The sequence below is a fragment of the Candidatus Rokuibacteriota bacterium genome, from assembly GCA_016188005.1.
GTDB lineage: Bacteria > Methylomirabilota > Methylomirabilia > Rokubacteriales > CSP1-6 > UBA12499.
The window spans coordinates 1-14,995 of record JACPIQ010000044.1; the positions used below are offsets into that span (position 1 = coordinate 1).

Genomic DNA, 14,995 nt, shown 5'->3' on the forward strand with positions numbered 1-14,995 from the left:
CCGCTTGCCGGCGATCTTGAGCGTGTCGTCGGAGCGGCCGTGGATGAACCAGGTGCCGTCCCTGTCCACGTAGGCCCAGTCGCCGTGCACCCAGACGTCCTTCCAGCGTGACCAGTAGGTCTCGATGTAGCGGTCGGAATCCTTCCAGAAGCCCTGGGTCATGCCCGGCCAGGGCCGTGTGATCACCAGCTCGCCCACCTCCTCGCGCACGGGCTTGCCGTGGTCGCCGAAGACCTCTGCCGCGATGCCCGGGATGGGACCCGTGAAGCCGCAGGGCTTGATCGGCGCGATGGGGAAGCCCGAGAGGATCCCGCCCGAGATCTCGGTGCCGCCCGTGTAGTTGATGATGGGGACGCGGCCGCCGCCCACATGGTCGAAGAGCCAGCGGAAGGGCTCGGGGTTCCAGGGCTCGCCCGTGGTGCCGATGAGGCGGAGGGCCGAGAGGTCGTGGCTCCGGATCCAGTCGGTGCCGTACGGCATGAGCGCGCGCACGGCCGTGGGCGAGATGCCGAGATGGGTGACCCGGTGGCGCTCGCAGAGCGCCCAGAGGCGGTCGGGCTTCGGATAATCCGGCGTGCCCTCGAAGAGCACCACCGTGGCCCCCATGAGGAGCGTGCCGGTGATGAGCATGGGGCCCATGAGCCAGCCGAGGTCGGTGACCCAGAACATGCGTGCCGCGTCGTCCATGTCGAAGCAGTAGGCCCAGTCATGCGCGTTCTTCATCCCGAAGCCACCCTGCGTCAGCACGGTGCCCTTGGGCCGGCCCGTCGTGCCCGAGGTGTAGATGATGAGGGCCGGGTGGTCGTGCTCGACGGGCTCGGCGGGGCACTCGGCGGGCTCCCGGGCGATGACGTCATGCCACCAGAGGTCGCGGCCGGCCGTCCACGGGATGGCGGCGCCGGTGCGGCGGTGGACGATCACGTGCTCGACGCTCGGCGCATGGGCCACCGCCTCGTCGGCGGTGTGCTTCATCGCCACCACGTTGCCCCGGCGCATGAAGGCGTCGGCGGTGATCAGGGCCCGGGCCTCGCAGCCCTCGAGACGGGCGGCCACGGCGCCGGCGCCGTAGCCCGAGAAGCACGGCACGTAGACGGCGCCGATGCGGGAGACCGCCAGGACGGCGATGGCCGTCTCCTGGCTCATGGGCAGGAAGATGCCGACCCGATCGCCCTTGCCGACGCCCAGCCGCTTGAGGCCGTTGGCCAGCCGCGCGACCTCCCGGCCGAGCTGGGCATAGGTCAGCGTGCGCACATCGCCGTCCTCGGCCTCGGAGATCACGGCGGCCCGCTCCCCGCCCCCGGCCGCCAGGTGCTTGTCCAGGCAGTTGGCGGCCAGGTTCATGCGCCCGCCCTCGAACCAGCGCGGCCACTGGATCCCCCGGGCGGTGTCGAGCACGCGCCGGTAGGGCTCGCTCCACAGCCAGCCGAGGTCACGCGCCACCGCATCCCAGTACCACCCGGTCTCCTCGACCGAGCGCTTCTGGAGCGCGGCCAGCGAGGGGAGGCCATGCTGCTTCATGAACCGGGCGATGCGGGTGCGCGCGGCCGCGTCGGGATCGGGTCGCCAGATGATCTCGCTCTCGTCCATGCCGGTCAGGTCCTCTCGGGTCGCTGCGGGTTCATTCCCCGGGCTGCATGAAAGGATAGCATGAAAGGATACGCGAAGTGCGTCGGCGGCACGAAGGTCTCCTTCACCGCCCGCGGGCTCACCCAGCGCAGCAGGTTGAGCACGCTCCCCGCCTTGTCGTTGGTGCCGGAGGCCCGCGCGCCGCCGAACGGCTGCTGCCCCACCACCGCCCCCGTCGGCTTGTCGTTGACGTAGAAATTGCCGGCCGCATGGGTGAGGGCTTCCGTCATCCTCGCGATGGCCGCGCGGTCCCGGGCGAAGATGGCGCCCGTCAGCGCGTACGGCGTCCCCTGGTCGCAGAGGGCCAGCGCCTTGTCGAGATCCTGGTCCGCGTAGACATAGACCGTGAGCACGGGGCCGAAGATCTCCTCGCGCATGAGCCGGAAGTCGGCGGTCTTCGCGAGCACCACGGTGGGCTCGACGAAGTACCCCGTGCTGTCGTCGCAGCCGCCGCCGCTGAGCAGCTCGGCGTCGCTGGACCCGCGCGCGTGCTCGACGTAGCCGCGGATGCTGTCGAACGCCGCGCGGTCGATCACCGCCCCCATGAAGTTGGTGAAGTCGGCCACATCCCCCATGCGGATCTCGGCCACCTGGGCCAGCAGCGTCGTGCGGAGCCCCGGCCACAGCGAGGCCGGGATGAAGGCCCGCGAGGCGGCCGAGCACTTCTGCCCCTGGTACTCAAAGGCGCCGCGCACGAGCGCCGTCGCCAGCGCCGCCACCTCGGCCGAGGGATGGGCGAAGACGAAGTCCTTGCCACCCGTCTCGCCGACGAGGCGGGGATAGGCGCGGTAGCGCCGGATGTTCCGACCCACCGCCTCCCACATGCCCTGGAAGGTCGCCGTGGAGCCGGTGAAGTGGATGCCGCCGAGATGCGGCGAGCCGAGGGCCGGATCGCCCACCTCCGCGCCGGGGCCGGGCACCATGTTGATGACGCCCGGCGGCAGTCCCGCCTCCTCCAGTAGCTCCATGATGACGTGGGCGGAATAGACCGCGGCGGAGGCCGGCTTCCAGATCACCGTGTTGCCCATGAGGGCGGGCGCCGTCGGCAGGTTGCCGGCGATGCTGGTGAAGTTGAACGGGCTCACCGCGAAGACGAAGCCCTCCAGCGGGCGGTGCTCGAGCCGGTTCCACGTGCCCGGCGCCGAGAGCGGCTGCTGGCCGTAGATCTCCTGCATGAAGTGGACGTTGTAGCGCCAGAAGTCGATCAGCTCGCAGGCGGCGTCGATCTCGGCCTGATGCGCCGTCTTGGACTGCCCCAGCATGGTGGCGGCGTTGAGCACCTGGCGCCAGGGTCCGGCCAGGAGATCGGCGGCCCTGAGGAAGATCGCCGCCCGCTGCTCCCAGGCCATGCGGGACCACGGCCCCTGGGCCTCGCGTGCGGCCTCGATGGCGCGCGCGACCTCGGCTGCCCCGCCTCGGTGCCAGCGGGCCAGGACATGCTGATGGTTGTGGGGCATGACGGCCTCGCCGAGGCGACCGGTCTCGACGCGGCGGCCGCCGATGTGCGGGGCGATCTCGACGATCTCCTTGGACATCCGCTCGCACTGGGCTCGGAGCGCGCGCCGCTCCGGGGTGCCGGGGGCATAGGAGAGCACGGGCTCGTTGCGGGGGCTCGGGACGCTCGGAATCGCGTTGGCCATGGCTTGCGCCTCCTCCACGTCGACCGTTGCAGGAGTCCGTCGGGGGGCGAGTGCGCCGGATCGGGCGCCCGCCGCCCGACACTGTCAGTGTACCGCGAATCAGCGCTTGGGAATCCCCGCCGGCCATGAGACACTCTCACTGACGACAGAGCGACTCCCGGAGTCCGAACGGCGGTTTCCCCGGCAATCCCCCCGTTCCCGCAACTTCACGCCGGATGTTTCCGCGGCGCGACGTTCCTGCTGTTGCAGGTGCTCGCCTCGACAAGGACGCCTCCCCCATGCCCTTCTCCACGCTTGGCCTTCACCCCGATCTCCTGCGCGGCGTCGCTGCGCTGGGGTTCACGCGTCCCACGCCGATCCAGGCCGACGCGATTCCCCCTGGGCTCGGCGGCCGTGATGTGCTCGCCTCGGCCATGACGGGCAGCGGCAAGACTGCCGCCTTCGTCCTGCCCATCGCCCAGCGGCTGCTGGACAGGCCGCGCGGCACGACCCGCGCGCTGATCCTGACGCCGACCCGCGAGCTGGCCGCCCAGATCGACGAGGACCTCAAGCAGCTGGCGCGCTTCACCCCCGTGCGGGGCGCCGCGGTCTACGGCGGCGTCGCGATGGGTCCGCAGGAGCAGGCCTTCCGGCGCGGCGTGGACGTGATCGTGGCCACGCCCGGCCGGCTGCTCGACCACTTCCAGTACCCGTACGCCCGGCTGCCGCAGCTGGAGATCCTCGTCCTCGACGAGGCCGATCGGATGCTCGACATGGGTTTTCTTCCCGACATCCGGCGGATCCTCAAGCACCTGCCGGCGAAGCGCCAGACGCTCTTCTTCTCGGCGACCATGCCGCAGGAGATCGGCCAGCTGGCGCGCGAGATGCTGTCGGCGCCGGCCCTGATCAATCAGGAGCGCAAGGCGGCCCCGGCCGTGGGGATCACGCATGCGGCCTATCCCGTCGCCCGCGAGCTCAAGTCCGCGCTGCTCCTCACGCTGCTCAAGGACGAGGGCATGCGGAGCGTGCTCGTCTTCACCCGCACCAAGCACCGCGCCAATCGTCTGGCCGAAGCCCTGGCGCGGCAGGGCGTGACCGTCGACAAGATCCACGGCAATCGCAGCCAGGCCCAGCGCACGCATGCCCTCGCGAGCTTCAAGAACGGGAAGCACCAGGTGCTGGTGGCGACCGACATCGCCGCGCGCGGCATCGACATCGACGAGCTGAGCCACGTGGTGAACTTCGACGTGCCGGCGGTGCCGGACGACTACATCCACCGGTCGGGCCGGACGGCCCGCGCCGAGGCCACCGGCGATGCCTTCACCTTCGTCTCGCCGGACGAGGAAGGCGACTTCCGCGCCATCGAGCGGGCGCTCGGCCGGCCGATCCCGCGCGTGACGGTGCCCGGGTTCGACTACACCGCCCGGACGACCGAGCGGCTGGAGATCCCGCTGGCCGAGCGCATCGCCGCGATCCGGGCGCGGAAGACGCAGGAGCGCGCCCGCGCCAGGGACAATGCCGCGCGCCGCGGCCAGCATCAGAACCTCGCCGCGGTGCAGCGCCGGGTCAGCTTCAACCGCCACCCGTGACGGGCGACCTCCGCTCGTAGCGGGCGCCTGCGGGGCGGCACAGAGGCAGACGTAGTACGATCGGGGCCAGCATGTACCCGGTGCGCCTGGCCCTGATCGTCTTCCTCGCGGGCCTCTGCCTCGCCGCGCCGCCGGCGCGCGCCCAGGACCTGCCCTTCCGGCTCCCGCCGGGCTTCAGGGTCGAGGTGTTCGCCGGTGGCCTCGGCGCCCCGCGCTTCATGGCCGTGGACCCGGCCGGCACGCTCCTCGTCTCCATCCCCCGCGACGGGCGTGTCGTCGCGCTGCCCGACCGCAACGGTGACGGCCGGGCGGACGACAGCGTCACCGTGGCCGACGGACTCGATCGTCCTCACGGGCTCGCCTTCAAGGACGGGGCGCTCTTCGTGGCCGAGACCGGGCGGGTCCTCCGCTTCCGCTACGACCCGGCCGCGCTCAGGGCGACCTCGCCCGTCGTCGTCGTGCCGGGCCTGCCGCCCGGCGGCGGCCACTGGACGCGCACCATCGCCTTCGGCCCCGACGGGCGGCTCTACGTCTCGGTGGGCTCCTCGTGCAATGTCTGCCGCGAGCAGGATCCGCGTCGGGCCGCCATCCTCCGCTACGAGGCCGACGGCTCGAGGGAGCAGCTCTTCGCCCGCGGGCTCAGGAACGCGGTGGGCATCGCCTTCCACCCGGGAAGCGGCGCGCTCTGGGCGACGGTCAACGAGCGCGACTGGCGGGGCGATGACCTGCCGCCTGACCAGATCACGGAGGTGAAGGCAGGCGGCTTCCACGGTTGGCCGGACTGCTTCGCCGCCGGCGGGCGGGCCGTCCCCGACGATCGCTTCTCCAGGAGCGCGAGCTGCCCGCCGATGGCCCTGCCCACCATCGAGATCCAGGCTCACTCGGCCCCGCTGGGGCTGGCCTTCTACACTGGCCGGCTCTTCCCGCCGGAGTACCGCGGGAGCCTCTTCGTCGCCTATCAGGGCTCGTGGAACCGCTCGGTGCCCACGGGCTACAAGGTGGTGCGCGTGCCCTTCCGGGACGGCAAACCCGGCACCGTGGAGGACTTCGCGACGGGCTGGCTCGCCGACGGCCGGGTCCACGGCCGCCCCATCGACCTGGCCGTCGGCGCCGACGGCGCCCTCTACCTCTCCGACCAGTCCGCCGGGCGCGTCTACCGCATCACCCACCGCCCCTGACCGGCCGCCGGGGGGTCAGGTCTTGCAATCCTACACTCGGCCCCGGCACCGCTGCCGTGCCCCTGCGGTACACGACAACCAGGGCCCCGACCGGTACCGGCTCGCAGGACCACTCCCCTGCCGATGTTGAAATGCAAGACCTGACCCCGCTGCACCGCTGCAGGAAGGCGCGCGGGGCGTTCTCCAGGCCCTCCGCCCGCCCGGCTCGAAGCCGCGCTTGACGGCTGACGCCGCCCATGGTAGATGTTCATGCTACAAGATGAATACATATTCTGTTGGACGCGCCCGCCGGCGGCGGGTCGAGATTCTCAAGCTGGTCCAGACCCGGGCCGTGCGCTCGCAGGAGGCACTCCAGCGACTCCTCAGCCAGCGGGGCTTCACGGTGGCCCAGCCGACCCTCTCCCGGGACCTCAAGGGCCTGGGTCTGGCCCGGACCCCGACGGGCTACGCCGCCCCGCCGGCGCCGTCCCCCTTCGTGCCCCCCGCGCACCGCACGGAAGCCCTCGACGGCGCGCTGAGGCACTCCGTCCTGGACGTCGAGGCGGCGGGGGCCCTCGTGGTCATCAAGACGCCGCCGGGGGAAGCGCAGCCGGTGGCCCGTGCCCTCGACGAGGCTGCCCTGCCGGGCGTCGTCGGGACCATCGCCGGGGACGATACGGTCTTCGTCGCCACGCCCAGCCCGACGGCCGCGCACCGCACGGCGCGCCGGCTACTCGCCCCGCTGACCGCCGCGCGCCCGGCCCGGCGCGCGCGGGTGTGACCGATCCGATTGCACGAGGAGTCCGGTCCGATGCTCCACGAATGCCGCCACGGAGAGCTCTCGATCACCACGGACGCGTCCCGGCTCGACCTCGACGTGATCCACGACTTCCTGTCCCGATCGTACTGGGCCGCCGGGATCCCGCGCGAGGTCGTGGCGCGTGCGATCCGCCACTCGATGTGCTTCGGCGCCTTCGACGGGGAACGCCAGGTGGGCTTCGCCCGCGTCATCTCCGACTTCGCGACCTTCGCCTACGTCAGCGACGTCTTCGTCGTCGAGGCGTCGCGGGGGCGGGGCGTGGGCAAGCAGCTGATGGCGGCCATCATGTCCCACCCGGATCTCCAGGGCCTTCGGCGCTGGACCCTGTTCACGCGGGACGCGCACGGCCTCTACCGGCAGTACGGATTCGGCGAGGCCCGCTATCCGGACCGGCTCATGGAGATCCTGACCGACCCGTACACGGCGGCGCCGGCTCCACAACGCGGGGGACCCGCGGCATGAACGACGACGTGCGGCACGTCATGAACGTGGCCGACCGCCCCCCGGTCGTGATGGTCGGACCAGGGAGGGACGTTCAACGGGACCCCGCTCATGGCGGCGGCCGGCTGCGCCGTCGTCGAGACCGTTCGTGACCCGCGATTCCTCGGCGCCGTCACCGCGACGGGTCATTACCTGATGGAGCGGCTGAGGACGCTCTCCGCCGAGCTCGGCCATGGCGAGGTCCGCGGCCGCGGCTTGCTCGTCGCCCTCGAGTTGAACGAGCGCGACGCCGCGACAGTCGCCCGGGCCGCGTTCGACCGCGGCCTCCTCGTCAACGCGCCCCGACCGGCCACGCTTCGCTTCATGCCGTCGCTCACCGTGTCCCGCGACGAGATCGACCAGATGGTCGAGCTGCTCCGCGCGAGCCTCACCCCGGCGTAGTCGCGCAAGGAGGGCTCCAGCTCGATCGGCCCAGGAGAGCGCCCGCGCCGCGGTGGGGCTGCCCGGCGCGCCCGCTCTCGCCAGCCCGCGCCTCTCGCGCGCGCCGTGCGATCCGCGTCAGCCCTCTTCCGGCGCCAGGCGGACCAGCATCTTGCCGAGGTTCTCCCCCTTGAAGAGGCCCAGGAAGGCGCGCGGGGCGTTCTCCAGGCCCTCGACGATGGTCTCCTGGTGCTTGAGCCTGCCGGCCTCGAGCCAGCCGCCGGCCTGGCGCAGGAACTCCGGATAGCGCTCGAAGTGGTCGCTGATGATGAAGCCCTGCACGAGGACCCGGTTGCCCACGAGCGAGAAGAGATAGCGCGGGCCCGGCTCGGGCGGATCCTGGTTGTATTGCGAGATCATCCCGCAGAGCGGGATGCGCGCGAAGGGGTTCAGGCAGCGCAGCACCGCCTCGAGCACGGCGCCGCCCACGTTCTCGAAGTAGACGTCGACGCCGTCGGGGCACGCCTGACGGAGCGCCCCGTACAGGTCCCCGGCCGTCCGGTAGTTGACGGCCGCGTCGAAGCCGAGGTCGCGCGTCAGATGCGCGCACTTGTCGTCCGTGCCCGCCGTGCCCACGACGCGGCAGCCGAGGATCTTCCCCATCTGGCCCACCAGAGAGCCCGTGGCCCCGGCGGCCCCCGACACCACCAGCGTCTCGCCGGCCTTGGGCCGCCCGATCTCCGTGAGCCCGTACCAGCCGGTGAAGCCCGGGATGCCCAGCACGCCGAGATAGGCCGGAAGCGGCGCCAGCGAGAGATCGAGCCGCACCAGTCCCTCGCCCGAGGAGACGAAGTGCTCGCGCCAGCCCAGCATGCTGCTGACATAGTCGCCGGTCGCGAACGTCGGATGCTTCGAGCGGATGATGCGGCCCACAGCGCGCCCGTCGCAGGGCTTGCCCACCGCCCAGGGGGTCGCATAGGACTTGGCATCCCTCATCCGGCCCCGCATGTAGGGGTCCACCGACATGTAGATGTTGCGGACGAGCACCTCGCCCGGCCCCGGCTCGGGCACGGGCTTCTCCTCGAGCCTGAAGTTGTCCGCCGTGGGCATGGCCGGCGGGCGAGAGGCGAGCACGATCTGACGATTCACGGTCGGGTTCACGGCAGCCTCCTCGGAGGTGAAGACGCGCGGCACCGGGACCCCCCGGGCGCCGGTACAGAGTACAACATATCGGCTTCGACCACGCGAACGCGGAGGCCCCACCCCCATGTCGTCGCTCTCGGTCACCGGCCGTTCCCTGCCCCGTCACGATCGCGGAGCTGGCCAGGCTGTCCATGCAGTTCGGCGCACGCTACGAGCCCGTCCTGGGCCGCGGCTCGACCGCGACCATTGCCCGGGCGCCGGCCTTCGCGGCGCATCTGGCGGAGGTCGAGGTGGACGCGGAGACCGGCCAGACGCGTGTGACGCGTCACCTGGTCGTCCAGGACGTCGGACGCGCCCTCAACCCGGCCGCCATCCACGGGCAGATCCAGGGGGCGGTGGCCCAGGGAGTGGGCTGGGCGCTGCTGGAGCGGATGGTGTACGACGGAGGGGGTCAGCTCTTGACGGCAACCCTGATGGACCATGCCCTGCCCCAGAGCGACCAGGTCCCGCCGGTGGAGATCGCGCTTGTGGAGGTGCCGTCGGAGGCCGGGCCGTTCGGCGCCAAGGGCGTGGGCGAGCCGCCCGTCGTCGCCGCCCCGGCGGCCATCGCCAACGCCATCGCGCACGCGACGGGATGCCGGCTGACGGAGCTGCCGATCACGAGCGAGGCGCTCCACCGCGCGCTGGCGGCAGCGGCGCGCTGAGGTCGGCGCCGGACGCTCACACTGGGCGCGCGCGTCACCCACGCGGGACGACGGGGCGACCGGGCGGGTGACCGCGCGTGGACAGCCGGCGCTACCGCCCCTTGAAGACGGGCTCGCGCTTGTCCACGAAGGCGCGCGTGGCTTCCTGGTGGTCCTCGGTCATCCCGCAGCGGGTGTGGTGCCAGGCCTCGAGGTCGAGCAGGTCCTCGAGCGTCCCGCTCTCGGCGGCGTTGAAGTTGCGCTTCATGTAGCGGTAGGCCACGGACGGCCCCCGGGCGAGCCGCCTGGCCAGCGCCAGCGTCTGCTCCTCGAGCTGGCTGTCGGGGACCACGCGGTTGACGAGCCCCAGCGCCAGCGCCTGCGGGGCGTCGAGGAGGTCGGCTGTGAAGTACAGCTCCCGGGCCTTGGCCGTCCCCACGAGCTGGGTCAGGAAGTAGGAGCCCCCGAAGTCGCCCGAGTAGCCCACCCGGGCGAAGGCCGTCCCGAAGCGCGCGCTGTCGGCAGCGACTCGCAGGTCGCAGGCCAGCGCCAGGGACAGCCCCGCCCCAGCCGCCGCGCCCCGCACCATGGCGATGGTCGGCTTGGGCATCTCGTGGAGCCAGCGCGAAACCTCCATCTTGGCCCGGAGAGCCTGGGCCCTGTCCTCGAGCCCCAGGGTACCGGACTCCATCCCCTCGGCCATGGCCTTGACGTCCCCACCGGAGCAGAAGCCACGCCCGGCCCCCGTGAGGACGAGCGCGCCCACTGCGGGATCCCCGGCAAGCCGGGGCAGGGCCTCCAGCATGCCGTCCATCATGGCGCGGGACAAGGCGTTGAGTCGCTCCGGGCGATTGAGGGTGAGCACGGCGACGCGGTCCGTGACGGTCTCGATCAGGTCCTGGCTCATCGTGGTCCCTCCGGGGACGGGTCCTGGGGTGGCGGCGGGGCCTCAGATGCCCGGATGATCGCCGGCCCGTGGGGAGGGGCGCAAGGGCAAAGCGGAGGGCAACTGTCAGGAGCGCCGACAGGGGGTGGGGCTACCCCCGCCGGGACGTCCGGGCGCTTAGTCTCGAACGAGCCGGTTCGCCCCGTCCACGGGCACCAGGAAGGCCCCCAGGGCTGTCAGGGTCTCATCGTTATCCGGGCGCCAGCGGCGGTGGGACTGGCGCCGGTCCAGGTCCGCGGGCCCGTCGCCCCGGCGCCGCTCCCCGCGCCTGCGATCCAGCGTGACCAGCACATCGGTCTCGTCGGCGAAGTGGCTGGAGAGGTACTCGCAGAGCTCGGGCTTGTCCTTCGACACCACGAAGAGGAATCGGCGCATGTCGCCCCTCATCTCCCAGACGCGGCGCATCTAGCCTGCACTCCTGACGCACTCTGATCGATTGCTCATGCCCAGCTCGCTTTCAGGGCCAGCATAGCAAGTTCCCTGCCGGAAGCAAAACTTTAGCCTTTCCGGCGTGATCACCCCGCATCGAGGGGTCCCGGCGGGGCATCCGTAAAGTTTCTCGACGCAGTGGAGAACGAGTGACCCGGAAAGGGGGCCCGCAGCGTGGACAAGAGGGCCGTCGCGCCACGGACCACCAGGGCGCGTCGGGGCTCGCCCCGGCCCGCCTGGAACTCGGGGATCTCGGGCAACCGGGAACCGGGGAGCTAGATGAAGAGGGAGACGTTGGCGTCCCCCGCGAAGTCGAGGAAGGTCGTGGCCCCCGCGCACTGGGCGGCGGCAATGAGGTCCTCCTGCTTGATCCCCATCACCCCCATGGTGGTCGCGCAGGCGAAGAGCTTGACGTCCGCTTCGACGCAGAGATCGAGCATGTCCGTCACCGTGGGCATCTTCGCCTTGGCCATCCACCCGTGCATCATCATGGTGGCCATGGCGGTCATGCCAGGCAGCGCCCCGAGGAAATTCGGCACCTTCAGCCCGGGCAGGGCGGCGAGCGGGGGCGGCATGGCGGGGTTGCCGATGGGGCTCACCTGCAGATGCTTGACCCGCTTCTTGTGCAGGATGTCGAGCCCGTAGAAGGTGAAGAAGATCCCCGTCTCCCAGCCCATGCTGGCGGCGGTCGTGGCGAGGATCAGCGGCGGGTAGGCCATGTCGAGAGTTCCCTTGGAAGCCACCATCGCCAGGCGCTTCGTGCGGTCACCCATGACGCGTCCTCCTGCCCCCTCGAGACGGGCTACTTGGTCTTCCGGACGAGAAAGCGGAACACCTCACCCTGCCGCTCGCGGCTCACGATCTCGTGCCCCGTCTGCCGCTGAAAGGCTTCCAGGTCGGGCACCGAGCCCGGGTCCGTGGCGAGCATCTCGATCACCTCACCCACCTGGACCCCCTTGACGGCCTTTGAGAGCTTGATGATCGGCACGGGACAGAGCAGCCCCTTGCAGTCCAGCGTCTGAACGACCTTCGGTGCGGTGGTCATGTCGAGCGTCCCTTTCCGTCCCGGTGGACACCCCGCGCGGACGACTCCACGGGTACCACGACCCCACGGGCTTGGCAAGGCGCTCTGCTATACTTCCCCGCGTGTCCGACGCCTCGCTTCCCCTCACCGGCCTCGTGGTGCTGGATTTCACGCGGGTCCTCGCGGGCCCCTACTGCACGCGGCTCCTCGCGGATCTCGGCGCCCGGGTCATCAAGGTCGAGCGGCCCGGGGCGGGCGACGAGATGCGCCCCGCCGTGTTCCAGGTGGAGCCGGGGCGCGCGGACCAGAGCACGTACTTCATTCGCGTCAACGTGGGCAAGGAGAGCGTCGCGCTGGACCTTGGCCACCCGGAGACGAAGGCCGTCGTCGTGGACCTGGCCCGCGCCGCGGACGTGGTCGTCGAGAACTTCCTCCCCGGCGTCGTCGCGCGGCTCGGTTGCGACTACGACACGCTCTGCGCCGCGCGCCCCGACCTCGTCTACTGCTCGATCTCGGGCTATGGCCAGACGGGCCCATGGCGCCAGCAGCCAGCCTTCGCGCACGTGGTCAACGCCGCCTCGGGGATGATGGCCCTCGAGCGGGTCGGGCGGGAGGCTCCGCGCGCCGCGAACATCCAGGCGGCGGATGTGCTGGCCGCCACCCACGCCGTGGGCGCCATCATGGCGGCTCTCTGGCGCCGCGCCCGCACCGGGCAGGGAGCGCACATCGACGTCTCGATGCTCGAGTCCCTCGTGGCGGCCGACGACATCTCCTATGCCGCCGTGCTCAACGGCGGCGAGCCGCTCGGGGCCCCGCGCCCCGGCATGGCGGTGTATGCCGTCGGCGGGCGGCACCTGGCGCTGCAGATCGTGGGCGCCGCGGCACTCTGGGAACGCCTGGCGGCGGCCATGGGCCGGCCCGATCTCGCCACGGACCCGCACTTCGCCACTCCCGCGGCACGACGCGAGAACTGGCCGGCGCTGCGCGACGTCATCGGCGACTGGATCGGGCGCTTCGCCACCGCCGACGAGGCTCTGGCGGTGCTGACCCGGGCGCGCGTGCCCTGCGCCCCCGTCCTCGATCCCGCAGAGGTGATCGCCCACCCGCACCTGGCCGAGCGCCAGTTCTTCCCGTCCGTGCCGCACCCGGGAGCGGGAAGCGTGCGCGTGACGGCCTCGCCCTTCCACCTCGACCGCCGGCCCGTTGGCCCCGCAGGTCCCGCCCCCTACCGCGTGGGCGAGCACACGCGCGCCGTGCTGGAAGGGCTTCTCGGCTACGCCCCGGACCGCGTCGCCGCCCTGGCCGCGGCCGGCGCCGTCGGTGCCCCGTGACGATCGAACACTCGTGACAGCCATGCCCCCTTCACCCGGACCCGCCCCCAGGCGGATGCAAGAGGAGGAGAGCGCACCATGGCCCGGATGACCGGCGGCGAAGCTCTCGTCAAGTCCCTCGCGCGCGAAGGGGTCCGCGTGGTGTTCGGGCTGCCGGGCGTGCAGCTCTACGGTGTGCTCGCGGCGCTGCGCGACGAGCCCGGGATCCGCTTCATCTCCACCCGCCACGAGCAGGCGACCTCCTACATGGCCGACGGCTATGCGCGCGCCGGCGGGGACTTCGGGACGGCGCTGGTGGTGCCGGGGCCCGGCCTGCTCAACGCCGCGGCGGGACTCAGCACGGCCTACGCGGCCTCCTCGCCAGTGCTCATGATCGCCGGCCAGATCCCGAAGGGGAGCCTCGGCAAGAACATCGGGCTGCTCCACGAGGTCAACGACCAGCAGGACGCCATCGCCCCCGTCACCAAGTGGCGCCGCCGGGTGCTGGAGATCGCCGACATCCCGGGCGCGGTGCGCGAAGCGGTGTACCACCTGCGCAGCGGCAGGCCGCGCCCAGTGGAGATCGAGATGTCGCCCGAGACGATGGAGGACGAGGGCGAGGTGGAGCTCTGCGAGCCCGTGCGTCCGCCCCGGGCCTGCGCGCCCGCCTCGGATGTGGATCGCGCCGCCGAGATGCTGCTGGCGGCCACGAGTCCCGTGATCTATGCCGGCGGGGGCGTCCACCTCTCGGGCGCCCATGAGGCGCTGGCCGCGGTGGCCGAGTACCTCCAGGCGGGCGTCGCCACATCCGCGGAGGGCAAGGGCGCGGTGAGCGATGGCAGCGATCTCTCGCTGGGCGCCGCCTTCTGGCGCGAGTCGCCGCTGCGGAGGCATCTGCACGCGGCCGACCTCGTGCTGGCCGTGGGGAGCCGGCTCGCGGTGGTGTCCTTCTCCCCGGGGCAGCAGGTGATCCAGCTCGACGCCGATGTGGAGGAGATCGGGCGCAACCACAAGAAGACCCTCGGGCTGGTGGGCGACTGCCGGGCCACGCTCCTGGCCCTCCTCGAGCGCCTCCGCGCTGCAGCCCCGCCGCGCGCCTCCCGCAAGGCCGAGCGCGAGGCGCTACGCGCCGGGATCGCGGCGCTGGCCACCCAGGAGCCCCAGGCCGGAATCCTCAAGAGCCTGCGCGCGGGGACGCCGGAGGATGCCATCCTCGTCGCGGGGATGACCCAGATCGGCTACTACTCGCGCCCGTTCTGGCCCGTCTACCAGCCGCGCACCTACCTCACCTCCTCCTACTCCGGCAACCTGGGCTATGCCTACCCCGTGGCGCTCGGGGCCAAGGTCGCCCGCCCGGACCGGCCGGTCGTCTCCGCGTCGGGCGACGGCGGTTTCCTCTTCAACGCCCAGGAGCTGGCGACGGCGGTGCGCCACAAGATCAACGTGGTCGCCGTCGTGTTCAACGACCACGCCTACGGCAATGTGGCCCGGGACCTCGACGAGGCCTGGGGCGGGGCCATTGGCGCGGACCTCTCGAACCCCGACTTCATGAAGCTCGCCGAGGCCTTCGGCGTCCACGGCATGCGCACCAAGGAGCCCACGGAGGTGGGCGCGCTCGTCCGCGCTGCCGTCCAGCTGGATCGCCCCGTCCTCATCGAGGTGGCCGTGGGGCGCATGCCGCGCCCGGTGTTCTTCACGCCCCGGCGCACTCCCGCCAGGGACCCGCGGTGAGGGGCGACCCCGGCGCCGGGGCGATCTCCATGGCCCGGGACGCACGCGACCGGCCGC

Annotated in this window: 15 protein-coding genes; 8 read left to right on the forward strand and 7 right to left on the reverse strand. The window is 71.8% G+C overall.

Going from position 1 to position 14,995, the window contains the following annotated elements:
* On the reverse strand, window positions 1-1,587 hold a 1,587-nt coding region (locus tag HYV93_08760), incomplete at its 3' end, for an AMP-binding protein (GenBank protein ID MBI2526057.1).
* 5 nt (window positions 1,588-1,592) lie between these two features.
* Window positions 1,593-3,266, reverse strand: coding sequence for an L-glutamate gamma-semialdehyde dehydrogenase (gene pruA, locus HYV93_08765; GenBank protein MBI2526058.1), 1,674 nt, complete (start codon window positions 3,264-3,266; stop codon window positions 1,593-1,595).
* A 278-nt stretch (window positions 3,267-3,544) separates the two neighbouring features.
* Between pruA and HYV93_08770 the strand changes: the two genes are divergently transcribed.
* The 5 genes from HYV93_08770 to HYV93_08790 all read left to right on the forward strand — a co-directional run bounded on the left by HYV93_08770 (window position 3,545) and on the right by HYV93_08790 (window position 7,693).
* Window positions 3,545-4,834 carry a DEAD/DEAH box helicase gene (locus HYV93_08770; GenBank protein ID MBI2526059.1) on the forward strand — a complete coding sequence of 430 codons (1,290 nt, stop codon included), beginning with the start codon at window positions 3,545-3,547 and terminating at the stop codon, window positions 4,832-4,834.
* A gap of 71 nt (window positions 4,835-4,905) precedes the next feature.
* On the forward strand, window positions 4,906-6,012 hold the full coding sequence (locus tag HYV93_08775; protein ID MBI2526060.1) for a PQQ-dependent sugar dehydrogenase: 1,107 nt from the start codon (window positions 4,906-4,908) through the stop codon (window positions 6,010-6,012).
* Window positions 6,013-6,271: 259 nt separating this feature from the next.
* On the forward strand, window positions 6,272-6,772 hold the full coding sequence (locus tag HYV93_08780) for a hypothetical protein (GenBank protein MBI2526061.1): 501 nt from the start codon (window positions 6,272-6,274) through the stop codon (window positions 6,770-6,772).
* A 30-nt stretch (window positions 6,773-6,802) separates the two neighbouring features.
* Complete coding sequence (locus HYV93_08785) at window positions 6,803-7,273, forward strand: GNAT family N-acetyltransferase (GenBank protein ID MBI2526062.1); 471 nt, start codon at window positions 6,803-6,805, stop codon at window positions 7,271-7,273.
* A gap of 90 nt (window positions 7,274-7,363) precedes the next feature.
* Window positions 7,364-7,693 (forward strand): aminotransferase class III-fold pyridoxal phosphate-dependent enzyme, encoded by a 330-nt coding sequence (locus HYV93_08790; GenBank protein ID MBI2526063.1) that lies wholly within the window; start codon window positions 7,364-7,366, stop codon window positions 7,691-7,693.
* 117 nt (window positions 7,694-7,810) lie between these two features.
* On the opposite strand, the gene HYV93_08795 is transcribed toward HYV93_08790, so the two are convergent.
* The gene (locus HYV93_08795; GenBank protein ID MBI2526064.1) at window positions 7,811-8,941 is read right to left on the reverse strand and encodes an NADP-dependent oxidoreductase; all 1,131 of its coding nucleotides are present in this window, start codon (window positions 8,939-8,941) and stop codon (window positions 7,811-7,813) included.
* A gap of 65 nt (window positions 8,942-9,006) precedes the next feature.
* On the opposite strand from HYV93_08795, the gene HYV93_08800 reads away from it, so the two are divergent.
* Entirely contained in the window at window positions 9,007-9,519 is a 513-nt protein-coding gene (locus HYV93_08800) for a xanthine dehydrogenase family protein molybdopterin-binding subunit (protein ID MBI2526065.1), read from the forward strand.
* A 91-nt stretch (window positions 9,520-9,610) separates the two neighbouring features.
* On the opposite strand, the gene HYV93_08805 is transcribed toward HYV93_08800, so the two are convergent.
* The 4 genes from HYV93_08805 to HYV93_08820 all read right to left on the reverse strand — a co-directional run bounded on the left by HYV93_08805 (window position 9,611) and on the right by HYV93_08820 (window position 11,918).
* Window positions 9,611-10,405 (reverse strand): enoyl-CoA hydratase, encoded by a 795-nt coding sequence (locus tag HYV93_08805; protein MBI2526066.1) that lies wholly within the window; start codon window positions 10,403-10,405, stop codon window positions 9,611-9,613.
* Between the two features lie 156 nt (window positions 10,406-10,561).
* Entirely contained in the window at window positions 10,562-10,819 is a 258-nt protein-coding gene (locus HYV93_08810; protein MBI2526067.1) for a hypothetical protein, read from the reverse strand.
* A 329-nt stretch (window positions 10,820-11,148) separates the two neighbouring features.
* Window positions 11,149-11,646 (reverse strand): DsrE/DsrF/DrsH-like family protein, encoded by a 498-nt coding sequence (locus HYV93_08815; protein MBI2526068.1) that lies wholly within the window; start codon window positions 11,644-11,646, stop codon window positions 11,149-11,151.
* A gap of 29 nt (window positions 11,647-11,675) precedes the next feature.
* A complete protein-coding gene (locus HYV93_08820; GenBank protein MBI2526069.1) occupies window positions 11,676-11,918 on the reverse strand; it encodes a sulfurtransferase TusA family protein in 243 nt (80 codons plus the stop codon).
* A gap of 101 nt (window positions 11,919-12,019) precedes the next feature.
* Here HYV93_08820 and HYV93_08825 point away from each other — a divergent pair, with 101 nt between their 5' ends.
* Both HYV93_08825 and HYV93_08830 read left to right on the forward strand, forming a co-directional pair.
* On the forward strand, window positions 12,020-13,228 hold the full coding sequence (locus tag HYV93_08825) for a CoA transferase (protein ID MBI2526070.1): 1,209 nt from the start codon (window positions 12,020-12,022) through the stop codon (window positions 13,226-13,228).
* A gap of 78 nt (window positions 13,229-13,306) precedes the next feature.
* A complete protein-coding gene (locus HYV93_08830; protein ID MBI2526071.1) occupies window positions 13,307-14,938 on the forward strand; it encodes a thiamine pyrophosphate-binding protein in 1,632 nt (543 codons plus the stop codon).
* Window positions 14,939-14,995 lie beyond the last annotated feature (57 nt).